Here is a 24,753-nt window from a genome sequence, read left to right as displayed (position 1 = left end):
CCATTATAACAAAGGATTACTTGAGCTTGTCGTTTTTTGCTGGATGGAGGACGAAAATAGTGGTCAATTTCCTACACAGATAAGCATAGAAATGTAATACTTCAATTTACAAGTTATCCACGAGGAAAGAGCGTCTAGCAACTAATCCCTGGCGGAGAAGGAATAGTGGAATGCGGAAGCGATGGGAGGAGGCATGGAATGGACATTTTCAAACGAATTGCGGAATATCAGGCTGAGAGTGAGAAGCTGGCATGGATGGGACAATTCAAGGACTACATTGAACTGCTGAAGAGCGATAAGTCCCCGGCCATGACCGCACATTCACGCGTTTATGAAATGATCGAATCATACGGGGTCGAAGAGGTGAATGGGCGCAAGAAGTATAAGTTTTTTGAGCAGGAAATATTCGGCCTAGACCGTTCCGTGGAGAAGCTGGTTGAAGAATATTTTCACTCGTCCGCCCGCAGGCTGGACGTTCGCAAACGGATATTGCTGCTCATGGGACCGGTCAGCGGCGGCAAGTCGACGATCGTGACCATGCTGAAGAAAGGGCTCGAGAAGTTTTCGCGCACCGACAAGGGAGCGGTCTACGCAATCAAAGGCTGCCCGATGCATGAGGATCCGCTGCATCTCATTCCACATGAGCTAAGGCCGGAGATCGAGAAAGAGCTTGGCGTTCGTATTGAAGGGAATCTATGCCCTTCTTGCCAGATGAGACTGCAGACTGAGTATGGGGGCAATATCGAAAGCGTGCTTGTCGAGCGTGTATTCATCTCCGAGGATAATCGCGTAGGTATCGGAACTTTCAGTCCCTCCGATCCGAAGTCGCAGGATATTGCCGACTTGACCGGCAGTATCGACTTCTCGACGATAACCGAATTCGGCTCCGAATCGGATCCTCGCGCCTACCGGTTCGACGGTGAGCTCAATAAAGCGAACCGCGGGCTGATGGAGTTCCAGGAAATGCTCAAATGCGACGAGAAGTTTCTGTGGAACCTGCTCTCGCTGACGCAAGAGGGTAATTTCAAGGCTGGCAGGTTCGCGCTAATCAGCGCCGATGAGCTCATTATTGCCCATACGAATGAATCCGAGTATAAGTCGTTTATCAGTAATAAGAAAAACGAGGCGCTGCAGTCAAGGATGATCGTCATGCCGATCCCCTATAACCTCAGGGTGTCGGATGAAGAGAAAATATATACGAAGCTGATCGCGCAAAGCGATATGAGACATATTCATATTGCTCCACATGCGCTGCGTGCGGCGGCGATTTTCTCCATACTTACAAGATTGAAGGAAACGAAGAAGCAGGGCATGGACCTCGTCAAGAAAATGCGCATGTACGACGGCGAGGAGGTAGAAGGCTTCAAGGAAGCGGATTTGAAGGAAATGCAAAGCGAGTATGTCGAAGAGGGCATGACGGGCATTGATCCTCGTTATGTCATCAACCGCATCTCCAGCGCCCTCATTAAGCAGGATATGCAGTGCATTAATGCGCTTGATGTGCTGCGGGCTCTCAAGGACGGACTCGACCAGCATCCTTCGATTACGAAGGATGAGCGCGAGCGCTACCTCAACTTCATATCCGTGGCGCGCAAGGAGTATGATCTGCTGGCTAAGAAGGAGATCCAGAAGGCGTTCGTCTACTCGTTCGAGGAGTCGGCGCGCACTTTATTCGAGAACTACTTGGATAATATCGAATCGTATTGCAACTGGGCGAAAATCAAGGATCCGCTGACCGGCGAGGAGATGGATCCGGATGAAAGGCTCATGCGTTCGATCGAGGAGCAGATCGGCGTATCGGAAAATGCGAAAAAAGCGTTCCGCGAAGAAATTCTGATTCGTATTTCCTCTTATTCGCGCAAAGGGAAAAAGTTCGACTTCACAAGCCACGAGCGGCTGCGCGAAGCGGTTGAGAAGAAGCTGTTCGCCGACCTGAAGGATATCGTGAAGATTACGACCTCGACGAAGACGCCGGACGAACTGCAGCTAAAGCGTATCAATGAAGTAACGAAGCGTCTCATGGACGAACACGGCTATTGCCCGGTATGCTCGAACGAGTTGCTTCGTTATGTAGGAAGCCTGCTTAACCGCTAGATCTGCCGCTTAAATGGAATGCGGATTGCGTGCATGGACTGGAGAAGCTGACGGATTTATGGCCCGTCGGCTTCTTTGCTCGGTTAGGAGAGAAGCTAGCCTGTCAACGTCCGCAAAACCCTCAATAAAAAAAGCTGAAATTTTATAATATAGCGTATCTTTTCCGATATAATAGGAGATAGTGAAAGACTATACGCCGAAGGGGTCTTGCCAAGTGATTAAAGTATCAGCAGAGCGTAAGCAGCAACTGGACTACACCGGTATATCGGAACAAGATTTACAGCTATTAGCAGAATATCGGCCCATCTTTGCCCAAGTTGTGGACGAGGTGGTCGATCGTTTCTACGACAGCGTCGGCAGCCAGCCGGACCTCGTCGAGCTCATTTCCAGAGTAAGCAATATTGAACGGTTGAAGGAAACGCAGCGGGGTTATTGGATGTCTCTCGCCGATGGCGTCATCGACCAGCCGTTTATTGATAATAGAATACGGATTGGAGCGGTTCATTCCCGAATCGGACTTACGACGGATTGGTATTTGGGGACGTATATGACGTATCTGGACATCGCGACGCTTGTATTTAAGCGCGTTCTTCCCGAGCAGTGGCAGCATGTCGTCTATTCGCTTACGAAGATGTTTAATCTGGATTCGCAATTCGTGCTTGAAGCGTATCATGGCTTTGAGCAGCAGAAAGTACAGGAGCTTGCCGACTCGCGTGCTACGATGCTGAGCACCGTTACGGGAGCTGTGCAGGAACTGGCTTCGCTTATGGTCGAATTGGACGAGGGTGCGCAATCAATTGCCGCTACGGCCGTTTCGACTTCGCAATCTCAGGATAAGACGCATACACTGTTAGGAGAACTGCGCGAAGAGCTCGATGGCATTGGCGAGATGGGCACGCTCATCCGAGGCTTGTCGGATCAGACGCATCTGCTCGGGCTGAATGCAGCCATCGAAGCAGCTAGAGCCGGCGAACAAGGACGAGGGTTCGAGGTTGTCGCGAACGAGGTCAGGAAGCTGGCTGCATCGTCCCGCAATGCGTTAGAAGGCATTCAAGCGAAGCTGGAAGAAATCGATAAGAAACTCTCTGCCGTTCGTTCCGAGTCGGAGCTGACGTCGGTGGAAGCGCGCAATCAAGCAGCCCGTTCGCAGGAGCTTGCATCCTTCGTTCATATGGTTGATAAAGTTACAAAAGACTTGCAGCAGTTGAATTCTTAATTAGGAATAAATAACTCGAACTAATACTTATATCCGCAGCCTAGAAAAAGCAGGAATTCTCTCACATGGAGGGTTCCTGCTTTTATGTTAAGTAAGTTGACACAATTTTCGGAATTTAGTATGATTATCCTAACATTTATATATGACAGTGAGATAAATGTTAAGTTTTTTGACATATATCTAACTCATATGGACGAAATGTTCATGCTGCAAGCACCAGTTAGGTGCTGCGCTCATCATGGAGGAGGCGGTTGTCATGTCGACGGCCAAACAGTCGCATTCGCATTATTACGATTCGCAAGCATTTTATGATGAAATGTTCGACAAGGACTTTTCGGTACGACCTCACTATGACAATGTTCATCGCTTATTCGGCAGAATGAAGCAGGCGGAGCTTACGGTCCGTCAGAATGCAATCAACCAGCGGATGCTGGAGGAAGGCATTACCTTTACGCTCTATAGCGGCGGGCAGAACGAGCCGCTTGAACGTACAATTCCGTTCGACTATATCCCTCGCGTTATACCGAAGCATGAATGGGAGGCAGTCGACCGCGGAGTTAAGCAGCGTATACGTGCGCTCAACGCATTTTGCCACGACGTATATCATGGGCAACGGATCGTTGCAGACGGCATCATTCCTCGGCGAATGATCGTATCCAACACGTATTTCCGTCCGGAAATGGCTGGTCTACATGTTCCCGGAGGTGTATATATTACAGCATCGGGCATTGATTTGATTCGAGACGAGAAGGGCCGCTACTTTGTCCTTGAGGACAACTTGCGTTCGCCTTCGGGCTTCTCTTACTTATTTAAGGGCAGGACGCTAATGAGCGAATTGTTCCATGACCTGTATTTGTCCTGTTCGGTGCAGAGCATCGACCGAAGCTTGAATTGTTTCTTAAGCTCGCTCCGCGCGCTTTCTCCTAATGGCAAACGTGATCCTTTAATTGTATTGCTCACGCCTGGCGCTTTTAACTCCGCTTACTATGAACATACTTTCCTTGCGCAGCAGATGGGTATTCACCTCGTCGAAGGAAGAGACCTCGTATACAAGGATCACAAAATTTATTTGCGGGATCTGCGGGGACTTCGCCAGGTTGACGTGATCTACCGCCGCATCGATGACGACTTCCTAGATCCGCTTGCCTTCCAGCCTGACTCCTTGCTAGGTGTGCCTGGACTCATGAATGCTTATCGGGCAGGAAATGTTGCCATTGCCAATGCTCCTGGAACAGGCGTTGCGGACGATAAGGCGGTATACGCCTATGTGCCTGATATGATTCGTTATTATTTGGGCGAGGAGCCGCTCCTCCATAACGTGCCGACCTACATTTTATCCCGCAAAGAAGAGAGAGAGTATGTGTTGGATCATTTGGATCAGCTCGTCGTGAAGGAGACATCGCTTTCGGGCGGTTACGGCATGTTGATCGGGCCAACCGCTACGCAGAAGGAAATTCATCAGTTCGCAGAGGCGATAAAGCAAGATCCGGATCGTTATATCGCACAGACGACGATGAAGCTGTCGCGTGCTCCCGTCATGCTTGATGGACAGATGACCCCGCGTCACATTGACCTGCGTGCTTTCGCGCTGATGGGCGATGAGACGCATGTCATTCCAGGAGGGCTTACTCGCGTAGCAATGAAGGAAGGCTCTCTCGTCGTCAACTCCTCGCAGGGCGGCGGCGTGAAAGATACATGGGTGCTTAATCGATAATAGGACGGAGGGAAAGCCATGCTGAATCGGAATGCGGAGGCTTTATTTTGGATCGGGAGATATATGGAGCGGGCGGAAAACCATGCAAGATTAATTGATGTGCATTATCACCTGCAAGTTGAGGATGAGTATGCTGTTGACGCAGAGGAGTCGGGCGGCGGAGCTGCCGAGCCTGTGTCGAAGTGGGCAAGAATCGTTGATGCGTTAGGAAGCCGGGAAGCTTACGAGCAGCAGTATGGCTCCTATACTGAACGCGATGTTCTCTACTATACGACTCTCGATCGCGATAATGCGAACTCGCTGGTGTCTTGCGTCAGTCATGCGCGAGGCAATCTGCGGACGCTTCGCGAGAAGGTGCCTAGCGAGATGTGGGATGCGACGAACGGATTCTATCTATGGCTAAGAGAGAAGCAGCCAGATGATTTGCTGCGCGAATCGCCGCATCTGTTCTTCGGCAAGATTAAAGAGTGGACGGCTCTGTTCCAAGGCGTAGGACAGTCGGTCATGCCGCGCGAGAACGAATGGCATTTCATTGAATGCGGCCGTTATCTTGAGCGTGCGGAAAATACGCTTCGCATTATTAAGGCGGTAGGCAATGCGGCAAACGGTGATGGGTGGAATGTGTCAACCGCTTACCCTTATTTGCAGGCAGTGCTGCGTTCGGTGAGCGGCTATCAAGCTTTCCGCCGTTATTATGCGGATGGAATTACGGTAGAATCGATTGTTGAATTCGTCATATTGAATCAAGTATTCCCGCGTTCCGTTCATTTCGCTTTTCATACGCTCGACGATCATATGCGCCGAATCGAGCTGCAGGATAAGCAACTTCGCAGCGCGCATGAGCGGGTCATCCGTCAGGTTGGCAAGGTGAAAGCCGATCTCGCCTGCCTTGAGCATGACGATATGGCGATTGACCGCGGAGGGATGATCGTGACGCATTTGCTTGACTCCTGCCAGCAACTGGGCGGCTTGTTTGCCAAAACCTTTTTTCGAATGGGGGAAGCAAGCGCATGAAGCTGAATATCTCTCATGTTACGCAATACGAATATGCCGATCCGGTTACGGACAGTGTCAATGAAATTAGGCTGACGCCGAGTACGAATGAACGACAATCCTGCTATCAGCAGCAAATTTCGATCGAGCCAAACGCCTCGCTGTTCACCTTCGAGGATTATTTCGGCAATCGCGTTCACGCATTCTCGGTTAATGGACCGCATAGACGATTGACGATAAGGACCTCGATGACGGTCGTGACGAAGCAAGCTCCGACTGCAGAGGAGCGGGCTCTATACCTCAGCAAGCGACCGCCAGGGCAAGCGTGGGAGTGGCTGCGAACCGAGGAAGCGGCTAATCGCTTCACCGAATTTCTGCTGCATACGGAATACACGTCGAATACGGAAGAAGTGGAGCGGTTCGCATCTGCGCTCATCCCATCCGAAGACGGCCAAGTAATTAGCGTACTGGACTGGCTTGCCGCGTTATCCTCGCAGATTCGGACGGAGTTTATCTATGATCCCGAAGCGACGAACGTCAAGACGAAAACAAGCGATATGTTCGAGCACAAGCGCGGCGTATGCCAAGATTTCGCGCATCTGATGATTGCTTGCAGCAGAGCTCTTGGCGTACCGGCGCGTTATGTCAGCGGCTATCATTTCGTAGGCGATCTGCAGGGCGGAAGCGCAGACTTCGAGCAAGCATCGCATGCATGGGTCGAGGCATTCGTGCCGGGTCTTGGCTGGTGCAGCTTCGATCCGACGAATACGGACCCTGTTGGCGAACGGTATGTGAAGCTTGGTCATGGCCGCGATTACAAGGATATTGTGCCTGTTAAGGGTGTCTACCGGGGAACCGGGGAGCAGTTGCTGCAGGTGACGGTTGATGTGCGCAAGATGGAAGAGTAACGGACTTATCTGAATAGCGGACTGGAAGAACAGTTGCGAGGCCGTATAGAGGCCAAGTGGCTGTTTTTTTGTTATTCCTATGAATAAATAGCCGCTTGCGGCAAATGTTATATACAGGTAAATAGGAGGTGAACAACATGAGTAAGCCATGGAAACGTATCTTAATGTCCATGTGCGTTCTATCGATTGGGATATCGCTGATCGGCTGTTCCAATGCCAATAAGGTGAAGCAGCAGGCGCAGGAAGGCGCGCATCGCTTGGAAGTGCAGATGACGAACGATGATCATCGCAATCTGCCGGGCAAGCAGGCGAATATGAATGACGCGGCTGCGAAAGCGTCCCAGCTGGCGGATCGAGCACAGCTTGTCAATGGCGTGAAGTCGGCGAATGTTCAGCTATACGGCAATGATGCCTTGGTCGGTATCGAGGTCGAGAATTCCGGTAAGCGCGGCATTATTGAGAAGCAGGTGTATTCAGCCCTTAGAATTCAATATCCAGCCTACCGGCTGCATGTTACATCTGATCAAAGCTTGAGTGACCGAATAAAGGTGCAAAAAGCTGGAGCGGAGTCTAACGATAGCGGGATGAGGTCGATGTCGAACGATATGTCGGCTTTGATTAAAGCGATTGACAAGAGCTTTCACAGTCGAAAATAAAATGAAAGAAACCATGAGCACGGCTCTCGAAGCTGCATTCATGGTTTTTTTCATTTGTTTAAGCTTGCTTGGAAACCCAGCTTTGAACGACGTTTGGCACACCGTCTAGCGCCGTTGGGTAACGATAGGTGAAGCCGAGCTCCTTCAGCTTGCGATTCGTAAAGTAGGTGTGAGCTGTTGCGTATTCGGTCAGAACCGGCCCTAATATGAGCTTGCATAGCCACCGTGGAATGGAGCGAACTTTGCCTGAGAGCTGCAGTTCCTTCTCGATCAGCTTCATGAACGCATTCGAGGTCATGGGCTCGTTGTCGCAGAGGATGTATCGATCGCCTATCTTGCCGTTCTCGCACAAGAACAAGCAAGCGCGGGCGGTATCTTCGACATGGATGGGCGAGAAATACGGTTCGTAGCCCTTCAAGGAATAAACGGGCTTCTTGTTGTAGATTGGTTCGATGAACAGCTGAGGCATCCAGGAATCGGGTCCGTAGATTTGGGCGGGAAAAGCTGTCGTGATAGGCATCCCTTTCTGAATATAGCGATCCAATACGTTAACGGAGTTCGCGATATAAGGGCCCCAGCCTTTCGGTTCGCTTGTAAAGTCGGCATCTCTTGGACGCTCGGCGCCGGTATCCCCGTAATAGCTTGTACCTGCTATGTATACGATATTTTTGATCGTATGTACATCGATGTGGTCAAGGAGGCGAAGCGTCATGTCGTAGTGGCCTTTGGCGAATTGTTCTGCGATTTTGGCGGTTACCTTCTTCCCCCAGGTTGGGGGCGAGGCTAGATGAATGACATACTCGCATTCGGCGAGCTTCTGCTGCCATGGACCGTCTTCCATCAAGTCGCCTACGACAGCTTCGAGGCCTCGAGCTCTTAGCGCATCTGCCTTCTGCGAGGAGCGGGTCAATACGACAGCTTGAAGCTCTGTGTCGATAATTTCTTGGACCAGTGCGCTGCCGACATAGCCGGTACCGCCGGTGATGAATATTTTGGTCATCACAATACCTCTTTCGGATGAGTGGGATAAGGGGAATCATCTTTATGAATACGCTGTAATTATATCATTTTATTTATATTTATGGGTATTTCTGATTGAATTAAATCGATGCTTGCCACATCTAGTCGCGGTAGTTTCTTGAATGCTATAATCGGTTTACGTAAGAAGGGGGAGTAGTGTGAAAGTATCACTTAGAAGCCAATCAACGAAGGTTTTATTAGTAATCATCCTATTGCTTACCTGCACGATCGGGGTAACGTATTACCAAATGATGGAGATGAAACGAACGATCAACGTGGTAAAGTCGAACTGGATGCCGAGTATTGAACAAATATCGCATTTGAATAGTTCGTTTATGCGTGTCAGGGTGGTTCTTGTGAAAATTCTCCTTGCGGATAATGAGGCGGAAATTCAAAAATATATTGATGTCTATAACGATACGAAAACGAGTTTTGAGAACAGTTTCGACGAATATGAGGCCTTCCTGATATCTGACGAGGAACGAAACATGTATATGGAAATGAAAAAGATTTCGATTGAATATTTCCTTAACGGTCAGTTTCTAGTAGATACTGCACTCAAGGGAGATCACTCATCGGGCATTGATCTGTTAGAAACAATGACGCCTATCGGCCAACGCGGCGAAGTGGTCTGGGAAAAGTGGATCAAATTCAATCTGGAAGGAACGCAGAGAGATGTAGACCGTTCGGCTGTTCAGCAAAAATGGGCCCAAAGAATGGGTTTGATATTCGGTGCGATGGCTATCCTAATCGGCATTGCTTTGGCGAAGCAGACGAGCTCGGTACGCCGAAAGGGCGAGCAGAAGCTTAGTCTGGAGAAAGCGAAGGCGCGAACTTATCTGGATCTAGTCGATATTATGATCGTTGTGCTCGATCGTGAAGGGCGAATCGAGTTGATAAACCGGAAGGGCAGTCAACTGACCGGCTATGAGGATCTTGAGGTTATCGGTCGGAAGTGGATTGATACCTGTGTTCCCGAAAGATTCTTCGAAGAGCGCACAGAAATATTCCGAGAAATCGTGGAGGATAGACCGCGTAAGGAACATTACGAAGCGATTATAGTGACGAAGAGCGGCGCTGAGCGGCTTATCGGTTGGACGTTTAATGTTGTTCGTAACGAAGCTGGTCTCGTGAGCAGCGTTATATTGGCGGGCAACGATATTACCGAGCGGAAAAATGCGGAGCAGGCACTGCTCGACTATAAGCAAAGCTTGGAGCATCTCGTTGAGGATCGTACGCGTGAGCTGGAGAGCAATAATACGATGCTGGAGGAAGCAAAGCGAGTGGCTGAATCGGCAAATCGGGCGAAGAGCGAGTTTCTGGCGAATATGAGTCATGAGATTCGAACGCCAATGAACGCGATTATCGGATTCAACTATTTGATGCAGAAGACAAGTCTTACAGAACAGCAGAAAGATTATGTGGATAAGACGGTGCTTTCCGCGAAAAACTTGCTCACCATCATTAGCGATATATTGGATTTCTCGAAAATCGAAGCGAAAAAAATCGTGCTAGAGCGAATCGACTTCGATCTGTACGAAATTATGAGCAATATTTCCAATACGATCGGCTTATCGGTATACGAGAAAGGGCTTAAGCTTCATTTCACGATTCATCATGAAGTGCCGCAAATGCTCACCGGAGATCCGTTCCGACTCAATCAGGTGCTGCTCAATCTAGTGAACAACGCGCTTAAATTCACCGAGCAAGGGGAGATCGTGTTCGGGATAGAGGTCGTGTCGACCGACGAGAACGGAGTTGTACTTCGATTCACGGTTAGAGATACGGGAATCGGTATGACGGAAGAACAGCAGCAACTGTTATTCCGAGAATTCACGCAAGCTGACATGTCTACGACTCGCAAATACGGCGGTACGGGGCTTGGTCTTGTTATTAGCAAAAGCTTGGTAGAATTGATGAATGGTGAAATTGGGGTTGAAAGCGAGTTCGGTAAAGGAAGTTGCTTCTCGTTCACCGCACAATTCGGCAAGGGCTCTTTCGATTCGCTGAGCGAGTACGAGCCTGTGGCGCCGCACTTGAAGTTTCTGCGCGTGCTGCTCGTATGCGATGATCTCGAGATGAGGCTTATTTTGACGAGCCAGCTTGAGCAATTCCAATTCATTGTAAGCGCAGCAGAATCTGCGGCAGACGCCGAAGCGATCATTCGCAGCAGCGGCCGATATGACTTGGTTATCGTCGACTGGAAACTGAAGGATGAAGCTACGGCACATTTTGCAGAGAAAATTAAGCTTGAATATGGCACGCCGATCCAGGTTATTGTCCTTATTAGCGCCTACCACGAATCTCAGCTGCAGGTAGATTCGAATTCGCCATCGGTGAAGAAGGTGTTGTATTACCCGATTAGCCAGTCTCAGCTTTATAACGAAATCGTCGAGCTGTTCAAGAAGCAGATGATTGGGAAACATGCCGTTGATTCCAGGTTCAGTGAGACGGAAAAGTTTACGAATCTGCGCAATGCTCGAGTGCTGCTTGTCGAGGATAACGAGATTAATCAACAGGTGGCGCAAGCGATGCTGCAGGAGCTTGGCGTTCTAGTCGATGTTGCTGAGAATGGCTATGAAGCGCTGCAACGAACGAGCGGGAAGCGGTATGATGCTATACTGATGGACTTGCAAATGCCGATAATGGATGGCTTCGAGACGACGAGCAAGTTCAGGGCGCGTGATCAGAATACGCCGATTATTGCGATTACGGCTGATGCGATGCAGGGTGTTAAGGAGCAGGTTCTGGCAGCGGGGATGAACGCCTATATTTCCAAGCCGTTCGAGCCCGTACAGTTGTTCAGCGTTCTGCAGAGAACGCTTCAGAGTCATAACGGAGAAGTGCGCGAGGGGCAATTACAAGCTGCTGCCGCTTCCGGCTTGAACGAATCGGAAGCTGAGAACGGCTTGAACGTGGAAGCTGCTGTGAAGCGTCTTGCGAACAATAAGCAGCTTTATAAGCAAATATTGAACATGTTCATCACAGATCATGCTAATGCGATGGTCGAGATCCGTGAGGCTTTACGGGTGAGTGATGTCCAAAGTGCAATCTTCTGCGTCCACACATTGAAGGGGGTTGCCTCTAACATCGGTGCGATTGCTTTGAGTGAAACGAGCGCCGAGCTGCAATATGTTTTGCAAAATAAGTCGGATATGCAGTTGGATGAGCTTCTCTTGCTTATGGACGAGCAAATCGAGGCGGTGAGGGTGGAGATCGAACGATTCATACGAAACAATCCGATATAAATAGTTATAAAAAGAAACAACCGACGAGTGATGGACCTCGTCGGTTGTTTCTTTTTCACATAACGTTCTCAAGGTCGGCCATGGCGATAGTCTTATCCGGTTTCGTGAACCGTTTGGCTGCGTAGTAGACGAGTCCGAGAGCGAGCCAGCTAGACCCAAGCAGCAGTGAAGCTGAATCTAGCAACGTGATGAGATAGAAGACGAACGCTGCGCCAATCAGCGGGAACACCAGCCGGAGAATGATGTCTCTTGCACCCCGTTGCTTGCCTCTGATGATGTAGTGGAAGATGACGGACAAGTTAACGAACAGGAATGCGGTTAAAGCGCCGAAGCTTACGAACTTGATCGCAATTTCCAGGCTAATGAACAACGAGCCGAGCGTAATGATGCTGACAAGAATGATGTTGAATACAGGCGTGCGGTATTTCGAATGAACGGATCCGAAGCTGCCTTTTGGAAGCAAAGACGTTCTGCCCATAACGAAAAGCAAGCGGGATACGGTCGTCATCGATGACATCCCTTGAGAGAGAATGGAGAAGATGATGACGAAAGTAAAGATAGCTGCGAGCGTGCTGCCGCCTATCGCCCTCATAAGCTCGAAGCCAGCGGCGTCTACATTGCTGAACGAGAAGTTAGGGTACATTTGCTGAATGAGGTAGGCGGTTGCGAAATACATGATGCCGGCGGCTATGACGATGATCATAATAGCACGCGGTATCGTTTTCTTAGGGTCCTTCGTCTCCTCGGCCATTGTTGTAATGGAATCGAATCCGAGGAAGGAGAAGCATACGAGAGAGGCGCCAGCAAGCAAGGTAGAGAGGGAAACGCCATTGTTTGCCGGAAGCGGATTGAAGCCTGCGGTAATGCCGTTCTTCATTGCTTGATAGACGAGCAACGCGCAGAAGCCGGCGATGAACACCGCTTGAAGAGCTACGAACACTTTATTGACATTGGCCGACGTCTTAATGCCGATGATGTTGATAACCATCACAACGAAGGTCAGTAGAATGATCCAAATGAAGGTTGGGACGGAAGGGAATTGTGCATTTAGATTAATGCCGAACATGAGTGCCGCGATAATACAGGAGAATAAATAATCGAGCAAGATGGCCCACCCAACAACAAATCCTAAGAAAGGACTCATCGACTTCGCTACGTACGTGTACGCCGAACCGGATACGGGAAATGCCTTCGCCATTTGGCCGTAACTGGCAGCGGTGAACAGGATAGCGATGAACGCAAGCACGTATGCGCCTAGCAGCATGCCTCCGGAGCCTTCGTGCAGGACACCGAAGCTGGTGAAGAAAATCATCGGCGACATCCAGGCTAGTCCCATCGTGACGACGTGGGATAAAGATAAGTTCCGTTTTAACTCTGCAGGTTGTTGCATCGGTTTCATCCTCCTTAAACTTCAAGCCATTCGATACTTTTTCGATTGCGTCATGTTTCCTCACATTGTTGCAGGTAATTTTCAAAAAAACAAGAGGCTAATTTCCGAACATTTTGGTGCAGATATTCCGAAAAGTACGTTAAACGCCATATGTATCAACGGTTTGGGCACCATTTTGAGAGAAGTAAAAATATTTTTTTTCAAAAAGCGATTGCCACTTCGAAAAACTCATGTTAGAATACGTAACATAAGATTTGAAATTGCATATGGAAAGTTTTCTAGGGTTCCGAATCGCTTCTGCGATTGCCTGGTCCGAGAGAAGACGCATCGATCTTCAGTATCGATGTACACGGCGGGAAAAAAGCCCGGGAGAATGAATCAAAAGAGCTTCTTTTGATATTCTCCTGGGCTTTTTTCCTTTTTTTTATCCAACGATAGGGGGAAATAACATGACAGCAATCTTTACGACAAAAATTGAGGCGGGCGGCAAATGGTCTGCTTATGTAAGCAAAGGCAAGACCATTTCAATAACTGCAGCGGGTGAAAGAGCGAATCTAGCTTGTCTGCTCTTCCATGCGCAGCAGCCGTCCGAACGATACAATATGCCCGATACGCTTAAAGCGCAGCACACGGCGTTATTGACTGCAGGCCATGTGCTCATGAGCGACCAAGGAAAGGTTCTCGCTTCGATAACGGAAGATACGGTCGGCTGGCATGATACTTTGTCCGGCTATACGACCCGAGAGAGCATAGATGCAAAGTACGGTGTGACGAGTTACCAAAGCAAGAGAAACGATTGGCTGAGGAACGCCGAGCAAAACTTTAAGGTGGAGCTGTTCCGGCATAACTTGACGTCTAGAGATTTCACAACGCCGATTAACTTCTTCTCGAAGATCGTTTGCGAGCTGGACGGCACGATGAGATACGAAGAGCAAGCGACAGCCGGGCGATCGTTGACGCTGAGGACAGAGATGGATCTGCTTGTTGTATTGTCCAATACGCCGAACCCGATGGACCCTGGCAGCCAGTATCCTGATACAGCGGTGGAGATTGTCATCACGGATGCGGTTCCCATTGGCGAAAATGACCTTTGCTTGAATCACTGCGGCGAGAACAGACGCGCTTTCGAAAATACTTGGAACGCTTATGCGTTGATGAGAGGGGTTAACTAATATGAGCACAAGCATAAGCACAAGCAATCACTTGATTGGCAGTGAGCTGAACCGGGTTCATGCGATATATGAGACGACCATTCCTGCAGGCGAAGGCTGGATGTACGATCTCCTTGAAGGCCAAGTGCTGCGTATCGTCGATGTGGAAGGCAACCAAGCAGTCGATACGCTGTTTTATTCGACGGAAGATCCGGCTGACCGCTATAGCGCGATTCGGACCGTGACGAAGCAGCAAAATCTGTACCTGACCACAGGATCGGTGCTCGTAGCTGAATCGGGTCGCGAGCTGCTTAAGATAACGGCCGACACATGCGGACGGCATGACACAATCGGAGGGGCTTGCTCGGCGCAAAGCAACACCGTTCGTTACTCGCACGAGACACTTCCGATGCACAACTGCCGCGATACGTTCATGCTCATGCTGTCAGGACGAAGTGAATATACGAAGCAGGATCTTGCGCCGAACGTGAACTTCTTCATGAACGTGCCGGTAACGCCGGAAGGCAAGCTGACTTTCGCTGACGGCGTGTCCGGTCCAGGAAGATATGTTGAGCTTACAGCGCTGGCACCGGTAACCGTATTGATCAGCAACTGCCCGCAGCTCAATAACCCATGCAATGCCTACAATCCAACACCGGCACAAGTCATCATATGGGATGCAGAAGGAGGCGAAGGCCATGTTTAAAAAAGTACTCATTGCCAATCGCGGCGCTATCGCCGTTCGGATTATTCGCACGCTGCGGAGTCTTGGCATCGAATCCGTAGCCGTGTATACAACAGCTGATCGTGACAGCTTGCATGTCGAGCAAGCGGACGAGGCGGTATTGATCGGAGAAGGACCTGCGAAGGAAAGCTACGTGAATGCCGAGCTTATCTTGAAGACGGCGCTGGCGACCGGAGCGGACGCGATTCATCCCGGTTATGGTTTCTTAAGCGAAAACGCGTCGTTCGCCAGAGCTTGCGCGGAACGCGGCATTACATTCATCGGCCCAGCGCCTGAGCATATTGAGCTGTTCGGACTTAAGCATACGGCCCGTTCCATTGCTCAGAAAGCCGGCGTACCGATGCTGCCAGGCACGGAGCTCATTTCTACCCTTGAGGAAGCAGTTGAGAGTGCGGGGGTTATCGGCTACCCGGTCATGCTGAAAAGTACGGCGGGCGGCGGCGGTATCGGCATGCGGATATGCGGCGACGAGATGTCGCTGCGTGAGGCGTTCCACTCAGTCACGCGCCTAGCGCTTGCTAACTTTAATGACGGCGGTGTGTTTCTAGAGAAATATATTGCCCGCGCTCGTCACGTCGAGGTGCAAATCTTCGGGAATGGTTATGGCGAGGCGGTTGCGCTTGGCGAACGGGATTGCTCGGTGCAACGCCGCAACCAGAAGATTATTGAAGAGACGCCTGCGCCGCTGCTTCCGGCTGCGATTCGCAGCGATATGCAAGCAAGCGCGCAGCAGCTTGCGCTGGCGGCCGGGTATCGCAGTGCCGGCACCGTTGAATATTTGTATGATCCAGAGGCAGAACGCTATTACTTCCTCGAAGTGAATACCCGCTTGCAGGTTGAGCATGGCGTGACCGAGGAAGTGTTCGGCGTCGATCTTGTGGAGTGGATGGTGAAGGAAGCGGCTGGCAATCTTACGAATCTATCGGGGCTTATTGATCAGCCTAAAGGACATAGCTTGCAGGTCCGACTTTACGCTGAGGATTGCATGCGTGACTTCCGTCCAAGCGACGGCATGATTGATCAAGTCATTTGGCCGCAAGGTGCGCGTATTGAGACGTGGATTCAGAAAGGTGTTAACGTAACGACGCTGTACGATCCGATGCTTGCGAAAATTATCGTTCACGCCGAAACGCGTGAGGGTGCTATCAACAGCATGCTGGCAGCGCTAAAGGAATTGCGCGTATACGGACTAACGACGAACCAATCGTATATCGAAGCTTTCCTGGATACAGCTCCATTCCGAGATGGGCATGTATATACGAATATGCTGCGAGCATTCAGCCCAAGCGAGCATGCAATCGAGGTACTCGACGGCGGCGTGCAGACGACAGTGCAGGATTATCCAGGCCGCGTAGGCTACTGGGATATCGGCGTTCCGCCGTCCGGTCCGATGGATCGACTCTCATTCCGGATCGGTAATCGTCTGCTAGGCAACGAAGAGCAGGCGGCAGGTCTTGAAATGACTCTTCGCGGCGGCTCCTATCAATTCCGCAATGCGATGACATTCTGCCTGACAGGCGCTGATATGGGGGCTACGCTGAATGATGCTGCTGTTCCGTTGTATACGCCAGTGAACGCGGAAGCGGGATCGATCCTTACGTTAGGCGAAGCAGCGGCGGGCATGCGATCGTACTTGCTCGTTGCAGGCGGCTTCGATATGGCGATGACGCTTGGCAGCGCGGCAACGTTCACGCTTGGCGGCTTTGGCGGCCATTCGGGCAATGCGGTTCGACCGGGTGCCGTACTTAGAGTGCGCCAAGGAGCAGAAGTCCAGCCGCTTCCGGCACTCGCCGCAAGCTCGCGCCCAGCGCTTGGCAAGGAATGGACGATCGGCGTTATACCGGGTCCGCATTGCACGGAGGAATATTTGCTTCCAGCCTATTTGGAGCAATTAACGGAGACGGCATGGGAGGTTCATTTCAACAGCTCAAGAACGGGCGTCCGCTTAATCGGTCCTGCACCGCTATGGGCTCGCGAAGACGGCGGCGACGCTGGACTTCATCCGTCGAATATTCATGATAATGCCTACGCGGTAGGAGCGCTCGACTTGACTGGCGATATGCCGATACTGCTTGGACCTGACGGTCCGAGTCTCGGCGGCTTCGTCTGTCCGGTAACGACTGCATCCGCAGAGCTATGGAAGATCGGCCAGCTGCACCCGGGCGATACGGTTCGATTCGTGCTCATTACGGTCGAGGAAGCCGAGCAGCTTCGCTTCGAGCAAGAACAATATTTGAATGAGCTTGCCAGCAGCCCTGCACTGCCGGCTGTACCGGCGCAGTCAAGCGGCGATTATATGCCGCTTATCGCCTATGAAGAGGAAGGACGCCGATTCCCGGTAGCTGTTCGCTGCTCCGGCGACGAGAATTTACTTATCGAATATGGCGACCGTGAATTGGATCTGTTATATCGTTTCCAAGTGTATGTTCTGATGCAAGCGATAAAGGACAGCGGAGCAATTCCTTTCGTTGAGCTGACGCCAGGTATTCGTTCGTTGCAAATTCACCTTGATCCATCCCGCATGAAGGTGAAGGAAGCGGCAGCTATCGTACTGCAGCTTGATCTTAGCCTGCCGGCACTGGATTCGATCGAAGTGCCTTCACGCATCGTGAAGCTGCCGTTATCTTGGGATGATCCGGCGACGCAGCTTGCGATTGAGCGTTATCAGCAAAATGTCCGTCCTGACGCGCCTTGGTGCCCGAGCAACCTCGAATTCATCCGCCGGATGAACGGTCTTGGCTCGCTGGAGGAAGTGGCTGAGGTTGTATTCAACGCCTCGTATCTTGTAATGGGTCTCGGCGATGTTTACTTAGGTGCGCCGGTTGCCGTTCCGCTCGATCCGCGTCATCGACTCGTAACGACGAAGTATAATCCTGCCCGTACATGGACGCCTGAAAATGCGGTCGGCATCGGAGGCGCATACTTATGCGTCTACGGCATGGAAGGTCCTGGCGGCTATCAGTTCGTCGGACGTACGGTGCAAATGTGGAATAAGCATCGCTCGACGGCCAACTTCGAGCAAGGCAAGCCGTGGCTGCTTCGTTTCTTCGATCAAATTCAGTTCTATCCGGTATCGAAGGAGGAGCTGCTGCAGATGAGGGAGGATTTCCCGCGCGGGGAGTTCGTCGTCCAAGTGGAGGAGTCGACGTTCAAGCTTGGTGATTATCTCGCTTGGCTGGATACGATTCAAGAAGGTTCGACGGAGTTCCGTCATAAGCAGCAATCCGCTTTCCAGCAGGAGCGTGCTTATTGGAAGGAACTCGGAATCGCCGAGCATGTATCCGAGCCGGATACCGCCGCTTCGAGCGAGAGAGAAGCTTTGCCTGAGGGCAGCAAAGGCATTAATTGCTTAATGTCCGGCAGCGTATGGAAAGTGATTGTAGAGACGGGTCAGACGGTACGCAAAGGCGACGTTATATTAATAGAAGAAAGTATGAAAATGGAGTTCCCGCAATGTGCTCCTTCGGACGGCGTTATCGCATCGATTTTCGTGAAATCTGGAGACCAAGTACGCGCAGGCGATTGCATTGCTGCAATCTATCCGCAAGAGGAGGCTATTCTCGTATGACGATAGAAGCGGTCCCATTTGAGCTAACGATAGACGCCCTGCAGCAAGGCTACAGACGGAACTACTTTACGCCGGAGGAAGTAATCGGAGCGATTATTCGGCGCTGCGAACGAGACAAAGCGATGAATATATGGATTACGCCGCCATCGATGGAGCTTATTGCGCCGTATATCGAGAAGCTTAAGCAGCTCGATCCGGCGACAAGTCCGCTATGGGGAGTGCCGTTCGCGGTGAAGGACAACATCGACGCAGCAGGTTGGCCGACAACGGCAGCTTGCAAGGCGTTTGCCTATACGCCGGTTGAGCATGCAGCTGTTGTGGAGCGGCTGATCGCCGCGGGAGCGATCCCGGTTGGGAAAGCGAACCTCGACCAGTTCGCGACTGGGCTCGTCGGGACGCGAAGCCCATACGGCGACACGCATAATGCGCTGCGGCCGGAGCTCATCAGCGGCGGCTCGAGCTCCGGCTCGGCCGTATCGGTAGCGCGCGGGCAAGCCGCCTTCGCGCTCGGCACGGACACGGCCGGCTCGGGGCGCGTGCCGGCCGCGCTTAACAGGCTTGTCGGCTACAAGCCTGCAGTAGGGGCATGGCCGTCACGCGGTGTCGTTCCGGCATGCCGAAGCATCGATTGCGTGACCGTGTTCACACGCAATCTCGCTGACGCGGAGGCGGTAGACGCCGTCGTCCGCGGCAAGCTTGCGAGCGATCCGTATTCCGCGGATCGCCCGCTTACGCGCTCGGCGCAGCCGAAGACATGGCTGCTGCCGCAAGAGCCGCTTGCTTTCTACGGGCCATACGCCGCTGATTACGAGCAGGCGTGGCAGCGTGCCAAGCAAGCGATCACGCAGTCGGGCGTCGCCGTGCAGCAAGTCGACGTATCGCTGTTGCAAGAGGCAGCGGCGCTGCTCTATGAAGGGCCTCTCGTTGCCGAGCGATGGTCCGATCTGAGCGAATTCGTAGAAGGTCATCCTGGCGAGACGTTCCCGGTGACCGAGAAGATCCTTCGTTCCGGCGCGAGGCAAGACTTCGATGCAGCTTCGTTATTCCGCGCTCAGCACCGATTGCAAGAAATCAAGGCGCTGACGCGCCGGATTCTTCAGGACGCTGTGCTTGTGTTGCCGACTTGCGGAGGCACATGGACGAGTGAACAGGTGAACGCCGATCCAATCGTCACCAACAGCCAAATGGGCTTGTATACTAATCATTGTAATTTGCTTGATCTTAGCGCGATTGCCATTCCAGCAGGCGATGCTGCGCAGCAGCTGCCGTTCGGCATCACTTTGTTCAGCTTGCCGGAGGAGGAAGCTAACCTGACGGCGGCGGCAGCGCGATTCATGCAACAGCAAGAGAGGATCACGGTAGCCGTATGCGGTCTTCATATGCGAGGCTTCGCGCTTGAGCCGCAAATGACTGGGCTTGGCGCCGTATTCATGAAGGAGGCGGCAACCGCCGCAAAGTATGAGCTCTACAAGCTGCCGACTACACCGGTTAAGCCGGGACTCGTACGCGTGGAGGAAGACAGCAGCGGCGCGTCGATAGCGGTTGAGCTATGGTCGATGTCACCGGCTTCGTTCGGCCTATTCACTGCCGCGATCCCATCGCCGCTTGGCATCGGCAAGGTTGAACTGAGCGACGGCTCAGTCGTATCAGGTTTCCTATGCGAAGCATATGCAGCAGAAGCGGCAGGGGCAGTGAACGTCACGGCAGCAGGCGGCTGGCGGGCGGCTATGTCGGATAAAGCGTATCAAATGTAACTGCATATAAAGTACGTAGCTTAATGAAAGAAGAGCCAACAGAGTCGACAAGGGACTGACCCCCGTTTCTGAGACAGGGATCAAAACACCTTATTTAATTAAGCAGCCAGTTGCCGATATTCAATCGGTGACTGGTTGTTTAGTTTCGCTTGAATACGAATTGCGTTATAGTAGTAAATGTACTCTTGTACCGTTTGTACAACGATTGCCGTCGTGGTACAAGTGAGATTCTCAAGGTAGAACGTTTCAGACTTTAGTGTGGAATGAAACGATTCGATCAGGGCATTATCAGCGGGCGTTCCTTTGCGGGACATGCTCATGGTAATGCCCTTTTCCTTTACAGCATGCTGGTACCCATGTGAGGTGTACACGGAGCCCTGGTCGCTATGCAGCATGGCTCCACTCACGTCAGGGAGCTGCTGCAGTGTATCCAGTACAAAATGTACATCCTGCTTATCTCCAATACTGTAGGCCACAACCTCGCCATTGTATAGATCCAAAATGCTCGACAGATACATCATGCTGTGACCATAGGGGAGATAAGTAATGTCGGTGACCAGTTTTTGCAAGGGACGTTCAGCTGCGAATTCCCGCTGTAGTAATTGCTCTGCTACATGTGCAGGTTGCCCTGTTTGTTTGCGCTTCTTCACCTTAACCCGGCACTGCCATCCGTTCTGTTGCATAATTCGTTGTACACGTTTGTGATTAACCTTCTCTTGACGCCGTAACTGAGCAGTAATCTTCCGATAGCCGTAACGGAAACGGTGCCTTTGACACATTTCTCGAATGCGTAAGACAAGCTCGTCTGATTTTGCAATTAAGCCTCGCTTCTTCCAACGATAGTAGGTGGAACGGGGGAGCCCGATCCATTCGCAGGCTTGCTGTACGGTGACTATGCTCTTGATGCTCTCCATCCATGGGATTACGACTTCTGGCGACAGCTCCTCTCCAACTCCTTGAACTTTTTTAGTACTTCGACCTGCTGCTTTAAAAACCGATTCTCTGCACGTAGTTTCTCCGTCTCGGTTGCGTATTCCGGACCTTTGCCATAGCTGTACTGTTTACCGACAGGCTGTTCTAAACGGTTCAGTTCACCTGCATGGTACCAACGTAACCACGTCTGTACTTGTGACTTATTTCGAATGTTAAGCTGCTCCATGACCTCTCGTTTCGTAACACCAGCCAGTCTTAATTCAATAGCTTTCATTTTGATTTCAAGTGGGTAGCTGACTCTTGTTGCCAACGCAAAAACACCTCCAAAGTTGTCCTCTACATCTTACGATGTTAAGGAATTCTCTTGAAGGTGTTTTGATTTGTCTCACGCTATGGGGTCAGTCCCACAACGACTCCGAAGGCTCTTCTTTCTGTTTCAATAAATAGTTTCAATAAATAGGAAAATGATATAATAGGAAGCAGATTAAGGTTATCAACTTTTATTTGAAGAAGGGGGCGTAACGGAACTTGTGAAAACAAGAGTCGCTATAGTTACAGCAGTAATCTTCTTGGTCGTTGCCTTTTTATTCGGTATCCAATTCATAACGACACCAGAACAGGAATCGTTAGCGCATGAGCAAGTAGCTATCGAGCAACTGGACCCGCAATTTCAAAGCGCGATCAAGCAGCTAGCTGAACCAAATGTCTATTTCATTGAAAAAGATTCTTCTATTATATTGTTCTCCAACTTAAGCAAGTCCGGCATGTATACGTATCCGCTCGCCGATATTAAGCTATCAGGCGAGAAGCTCATCGTTACCATTACTTCTCACAGCAATCCCGACGAGCATACGAGTAAAGAAGGCTTATTTGTGAAGCTTGCGCTTGAGCAATTGCCGGATGACATCGAAGTAACCTTTTTGGATCAACAAGTATCTAATTATGAGGTCATTAAGCTTTAAGCTGAAGTCTTAAGCCGAACAGGAGATGAAGCGCTTGCGCACTCAAGCGGTTGTTTTTGACTTATTCGAAACATTGATTACCGAGTTCGATAACGGCAAGCGGGCATCGAAACGAAATTATAATTACATGGAGCTTCTAGGGATCTCTAACGAGCAGTTTAAGAAAGAGTGGGGCAGCAGGCAACAGAGGAGGATGACTGGTGAGCTCCCTCATTACCATTCGGTAATAGAAGATATGATGAAGCAATGCGAGCTGGAATACGACAAAAAAGTCGTCGATGATTTGTATGAGGAACGGGTCATGGAGAAGAAGAGCCCATTTGAACAAATTCGTCCTGATATTGTGGAGGTATTGAAGCAACTGCGGGCTAACGGCATCAAGCTTGGACTGATCAGCAATTGTACGGAAGAGGAGATCCACTACTGGCGTTCGAGCGAATTGGCCGCTTACTTCGACGACGTTATATTCTCCTACGAGGTTGGATTAGCGAAGCCGGATGAGAGGATCTATCGATTAAGCAGCCAGCGGCTGGAAGTAAAGTCCGAACATACGATTTTTATCGGCGACGGCGGGTCGAGCGAACTGGAAGGCGCGAGCAAGGCGGGCATGAAGCCGCTTCATGCTTATTGGTTCAACACTTATATGAAGAGCGAGTATGAGAAGCTGCAAATGCCAAAAGAATTGTTAACGATGCTGTGATTTTACGAGCGTACTGGTATTCCATTTTGAGAGGAGGAAACAGGAATGGAAGAAAGCGCGGTGCTGCATGAGTTGATGTTACGCAAAAGATCGGGAACGCCTATTGTCGTCATGATGTGCGGGGTAGCGGGTTCGGGCAAAACGACCTTTGCTCAGAAGCTTGAGTCTGAAGGGTTCGTTCGTCTATCGATCGATGAAGATATTTGGGCTGCGAAGGGACGATACGGAATCGATTATCCGATTGACAGCTATGAGCAGCTTAAGGCGGAATCGGAGCAAAAGCTGCGAATCATATGGTCTCTTTAATAGAAGGAAAGCAATGTGTCGTCGTGGACTTCAGCTTCTGGCAGAGACAGCGGAGGAACGAGTATAAGAGAGCGATTGAGGCTGCTGGCGGCGAGTGGGAGCTTGTCTATTTGAAGGTTTCACCTGATGAATTACGTGATCGGCTGCGTATCAGAAGCGAGAGATTCGATGCCAACGCGGCTTTCACCATTACCGAGCAAATCTTAACTTCGTTCCTGAATGGCTTCGAGACTCCGTCGGGCGAAGGGGAATTTGTAATCGAGCAGTTACCGCTGGATGGTCTGCGATACCCGATTGGGAAGTTCGAGCCAATAGATATGTCTAGCGAAGCAAGAGCGGGCTTCATAGCACAAATCCCCGATATAGTCAGAGCCCTAAGACGATTGACGGATTCGCTTACTCCTGAGCAACTTGAGATGTCCTATCGAACGGGAGGCTGGAGCATTAAGCAGATCGTGCATCATATGGCGGATAACGATATGAATGCCTATTTGAGATTCAAGCGGGCGCTAACCGAGGATGAACCGGCGGGAAGCACATACCGCGAAGATTTATTTGCCGAGCTCAGTGATTATAAGGATGTGCCAATCGAGAGATCGCTCTCCTTACTAGAGGCGCTTCATATCCGGTTTCACAGCTTGCTTCTAGGTTTGAAAGAAGAGCATTTCCAAAGGAAGCTTAAGACGCAAGTGTTAGGGACCATCACTCTCGATATTGCACTGCAAAGATTTGTATGGCATAACCGCCATCATACAGCTCAGATCGAGATCGCGACGAAGCAAGGAACAAGCTAGTAATGCTAGTAACGGGCGTACCGGCTTTGGTCATGTACATCAATGAGTCTTCACTTTATCGAAAAACCCGTATTTATCGAGCAGCTTGTAATAGAGGTATACAAGTATTAGCGCCACCGCATAGGAGACGAATGTTAAACCTATATTCCAGCCGTTGCCATACTCCGCTTTGCCAAACATTAAAGCGATGAATTCGAGCACCGTATTGAACAGACTGATGCAAGCAATCTTGAGCCAAGGCCAGCGTTTGCTTCTGACTATCCAATAGATCATGAAGGATGCCATGACCGGATAAAGTCCAAGATCCAATGGAAGCGCGGAAAGCGTCTCATCGTTATCGATCTTCGGGGTAAAATCCCAAAAGCCGAGATGATAACCGACGTCGTTGATTAATGCGGATACGGTTGCGGCAATTGGGACTATCAAGTAAATGATTATGGGCGCTCTCCTATGTAACATCAAACCGAAAATCCACGGAATTACGAACCCGATTATTATGTTAAGGATCATATAGGCCTCACGTTTTCTTTTTATAAAGAAGTATGCCCTTAATGCTTCTAAATCATGTGAAATCCCCCTATCCGCGCTTGGAGAGGGGGAT

At 50.6% G+C, this 24,753-nt stretch carries 19 protein-coding genes and 1 riboswitch; of the genes, 15 read left to right on the top strand and 4 right to left on the bottom strand.

Annotated elements, in window-relative coordinates; genetic code table 11:
- The first annotated feature begins 198 nt into the window (after positions 1-198).
- The 6 genes from V8F51_RS00150 to V8F51_RS00125 all read left to right on the top strand — a co-directional run bounded on the left by V8F51_RS00150 (position 199) and on the right by V8F51_RS00125 (position 7,581).
- Positions 199-2,094, top strand: a complete 1,896-nt coding sequence (locus V8F51_RS00150) for a PrkA family serine protein kinase (RefSeq protein WP_337098009.1) — start codon at positions 199-201, stop codon at positions 2,092-2,094.
- Positions 2,095-2,308: 214 nt separating this feature from the next.
- Entirely contained in the window at positions 2,309-3,310 is a 1,002-nt protein-coding gene (locus V8F51_RS00145) for a globin-coupled sensor protein (protein WP_337098008.1), read from the top strand.
- Between the two features lie 256 nt (positions 3,311-3,566).
- Positions 3,567-5,024 carry a circularly permuted type 2 ATP-grasp protein gene (locus V8F51_RS00140; RefSeq protein WP_337098007.1) on the top strand — a complete coding sequence of 486 codons (1,458 nt, stop codon included), beginning with the start codon at positions 3,567-3,569 and terminating at the stop codon, positions 5,022-5,024.
- 18 nt (positions 5,025-5,042) lie between these two features.
- Positions 5,043-6,038, top strand: coding sequence for an alpha-E domain-containing protein (locus V8F51_RS00135; RefSeq protein ID WP_337098006.1), 996 nt, complete (start codon positions 5,043-5,045; stop codon positions 6,036-6,038).
- Positions 6,035-6,925 carry a transglutaminase family protein gene (locus tag V8F51_RS00130; protein ID WP_337098005.1) on the top strand — a complete coding sequence of 297 codons (891 nt, stop codon included), beginning with the start codon at positions 6,035-6,037 and terminating at the stop codon, positions 6,923-6,925. The genes V8F51_RS00135 and V8F51_RS00130 overlap by 4 nt, the downstream gene beginning before the upstream one ends.
- Positions 6,926-7,062: 137 nt before the next feature.
- Positions 7,063-7,581 carry a YhcN/YlaJ family sporulation lipoprotein gene (locus V8F51_RS00125; protein WP_337098004.1) on the top strand — a complete coding sequence of 173 codons (519 nt, stop codon included), beginning with the start codon at positions 7,063-7,065 and terminating at the stop codon, positions 7,579-7,581.
- A gap of 58 nt (positions 7,582-7,639) precedes the next feature.
- Here V8F51_RS00125 and V8F51_RS00120 read toward each other — a convergent pair whose 3' ends face one another.
- Positions 7,640-8,581, bottom strand: a complete 942-nt coding sequence (locus tag V8F51_RS00120) for an NAD-dependent epimerase/dehydratase family protein (protein WP_337098003.1) — start codon at positions 8,579-8,581, stop codon at positions 7,640-7,642.
- 178 nt (positions 8,582-8,759) lie between these two features.
- On the opposite strand from V8F51_RS00120, the gene V8F51_RS00115 reads away from it, so the two are divergent.
- Positions 8,760-11,849, top strand: coding sequence for a response regulator (locus V8F51_RS00115; protein WP_337098002.1), 3,090 nt, complete (start codon positions 8,760-8,762; stop codon positions 11,847-11,849).
- Between the two features lie 55 nt (positions 11,850-11,904).
- Here the strand turns inward: V8F51_RS00115 and V8F51_RS00110 are convergent, their stop codons facing one another.
- Positions 11,905-13,239, bottom strand: coding sequence for an APC family permease (locus V8F51_RS00110; protein WP_337098001.1), 1,335 nt, complete (start codon positions 13,237-13,239; stop codon positions 11,905-11,907).
- Between the two features lie 267 nt (positions 13,240-13,506).
- A riboswitch (guanidine-I (ykkC/yxkD leader) is annotated at positions 13,507-13,613 on the top strand.
- A gap of 75 nt (positions 13,614-13,688) precedes the next feature.
- Here V8F51_RS00110 and V8F51_RS00105 point away from each other — a divergent pair.
- From V8F51_RS00105 to V8F51_RS00090, 4 genes are read left to right on the top strand one after another with little or no spacing between them, the layout of a single operon-like run.
- Positions 13,689-14,411: an urea amidolyase associated protein UAAP1 gene (locus V8F51_RS00105; RefSeq protein WP_337098000.1), complete on the top strand. Its 723-nt coding sequence runs from the start codon at positions 13,689-13,691 to the stop codon at positions 14,409-14,411.
- A 1-nt stretch (position 14,412) separates the two neighbouring features.
- Positions 14,413-15,096: an urea amidolyase associated protein UAAP2 gene (locus V8F51_RS00100; protein ID WP_337097999.1), complete on the top strand. Its 684-nt coding sequence runs from the start codon at positions 14,413-14,415 to the stop codon at positions 15,094-15,096.
- The gene (gene uca / locus V8F51_RS00095; RefSeq protein ID WP_337097998.1) at positions 15,089-18,703 is read left to right on the top strand and encodes an urea carboxylase; all 3,615 of its coding nucleotides are present in this window, start codon (positions 15,089-15,091) and stop codon (positions 18,701-18,703) included. The genes V8F51_RS00100 and uca overlap by 8 nt, the downstream gene beginning before the upstream one ends.
- Positions 18,700-20,457 (top strand): allophanate hydrolase, encoded by a 1,758-nt coding sequence (locus tag V8F51_RS00090; protein ID WP_337097997.1) that lies wholly within the window; start codon positions 18,700-18,702, stop codon positions 20,455-20,457. The genes uca and V8F51_RS00090 overlap by 4 nt, the downstream gene beginning before the upstream one ends.
- A gap of 98 nt (positions 20,458-20,555) precedes the next feature.
- On the opposite strand, the gene V8F51_RS00085 is transcribed toward V8F51_RS00090, so the two are convergent.
- Positions 20,556-21,700 (bottom strand): IS3 family transposase gene (locus V8F51_RS00085; protein ID WP_337097996.1). Its coding sequence is split into 2 segments (ribosomal slippage): positions 20,556-21,427 and positions 21,427-21,700, totalling 1,146 coding nucleotides; the frame shifts between segments, so codons are not numbered across the junction.
- Positions 21,701-21,920: 220 nt separating this feature from the next.
- Between V8F51_RS00085 and V8F51_RS00080 the strand changes: the two genes are divergently transcribed.
- The 4 genes from V8F51_RS00080 to V8F51_RS00065 are packed head-to-tail and all read left to right on the top strand — an operon-like array spanning position 21,921 to position 24,152.
- A complete protein-coding gene (locus V8F51_RS00080) occupies positions 21,921-22,352 on the top strand; it encodes a hypothetical protein (protein WP_337097995.1) in 432 nt (143 codons plus the stop codon).
- A gap of 25 nt (positions 22,353-22,377) precedes the next feature.
- Positions 22,378-23,052 carry an HAD family hydrolase gene (locus V8F51_RS00075; protein ID WP_337097994.1) on the top strand — a complete coding sequence of 225 codons (675 nt, stop codon included), beginning with the start codon at positions 22,378-22,380 and terminating at the stop codon, positions 23,050-23,052.
- Between the two features lie 45 nt (positions 23,053-23,097).
- Positions 23,098-23,358 carry an AAA family ATPase gene (locus V8F51_RS00070; RefSeq protein ID WP_337097993.1) on the top strand — a complete coding sequence of 87 codons (261 nt, stop codon included), beginning with the start codon at positions 23,098-23,100 and terminating at the stop codon, positions 23,356-23,358.
- Positions 23,346-24,152: a YfiT family bacillithiol transferase gene (locus V8F51_RS00065; RefSeq protein ID WP_337097992.1), complete on the top strand. Its 807-nt coding sequence runs from the start codon at positions 23,346-23,348 to the stop codon at positions 24,150-24,152. Before V8F51_RS00070 ends, V8F51_RS00065 begins: the two co-directional genes overlap by 13 nt.
- 39 nt (positions 24,153-24,191) lie before the next feature.
- Here the strand turns inward: V8F51_RS00065 and V8F51_RS00060 are convergent, their stop codons facing one another.
- Positions 24,192-24,578, bottom strand: a complete 387-nt coding sequence (locus V8F51_RS00060) for a CBO0543 family protein (RefSeq protein WP_337097991.1) — start codon at positions 24,576-24,578, stop codon at positions 24,192-24,194.
- Positions 24,579-24,753: the final 175 nt, after the last annotated feature.

The sequence above is a fragment of the Paenibacillus sp. YIM B09110 genome, from assembly GCF_037167145.1.
Taxonomy (GTDB): Bacteria; Bacillota; Bacilli; order Paenibacillales; family Paenibacillaceae; genus Pristimantibacillus.
The sequence above is the reverse complement of the archived record's forward strand: the minus strand, read 5'-3'. Positions and strand labels throughout refer to the sequence as shown.

Bases quoted from the DNA above. Each gene is read 5' to 3' on its own strand.
- V8F51_RS00150 (WP_337098009.1), top strand. From the start codon at position 199: ATGGACATTTTCAAACGAATTGCGGAATATCAGGCTGAGAGTGAGAAG.
- V8F51_RS00140 (WP_337098007.1), top strand. From the start codon at position 3,567: ATGTCGACGGCCAAACAGTCGCATTCGCATTATTACGATTCGCAAGCA.
- V8F51_RS00135 (WP_337098006.1), top strand. From the start codon at position 5,043: ATGCTGAATCGGAATGCGGAGGCTTTATTTTGGATCGGGAGATATATG.
- V8F51_RS00130 (WP_337098005.1), top strand. From the start codon at position 6,035: ATGAAGCTGAATATCTCTCATGTTACGCAATACGAATATGCCGATCCG.
- V8F51_RS00125 (WP_337098004.1), top strand. From the start codon at position 7,063: ATGAGTAAGCCATGGAAACGTATCTTAATGTCCATGTGCGTTCTATCG.
- V8F51_RS00120 (WP_337098003.1), bottom strand. From the start codon at position 8,581: ATGACCAAAATATTCATCACCGGCGGTACCGGCTATGTCGGCAGCGCA.
- V8F51_RS00110 (WP_337098001.1), bottom strand. From the start codon at position 13,239: ATGCAACAACCTGCAGAGTTAAAACGGAACTTATCTTTATCCCACGTC.
- V8F51_RS00105 (WP_337098000.1), top strand. From the start codon at position 13,689: ATGACAGCAATCTTTACGACAAAAATTGAGGCGGGCGGCAAATGGTCT.
- V8F51_RS00100 (WP_337097999.1), top strand. From the start codon at position 14,413: ATGAGCACAAGCATAAGCACAAGCAATCACTTGATTGGCAGTGAGCTG.
- uca (WP_337097998.1), top strand. From the start codon at position 15,089: ATGTTTAAAAAAGTACTCATTGCCAATCGCGGCGCTATCGCCGTTCGG.
- V8F51_RS00090 (WP_337097997.1), top strand. From the start codon at position 18,700: ATGACGATAGAAGCGGTCCCATTTGAGCTAACGATAGACGCCCTGCAG.
- V8F51_RS00075 (WP_337097994.1), top strand. From the start codon at position 22,378: ATGAAGCGCTTGCGCACTCAAGCGGTTGTTTTTGACTTATTCGAAACA.
- V8F51_RS00070 (WP_337097993.1), top strand. From the start codon at position 23,098: ATGGAAGAAAGCGCGGTGCTGCATGAGTTGATGTTACGCAAAAGATCG.
- V8F51_RS00065 (WP_337097992.1), top strand. From the start codon at position 23,346: ATGGTCTCTTTAATAGAAGGAAAGCAATGTGTCGTCGTGGACTTCAGC.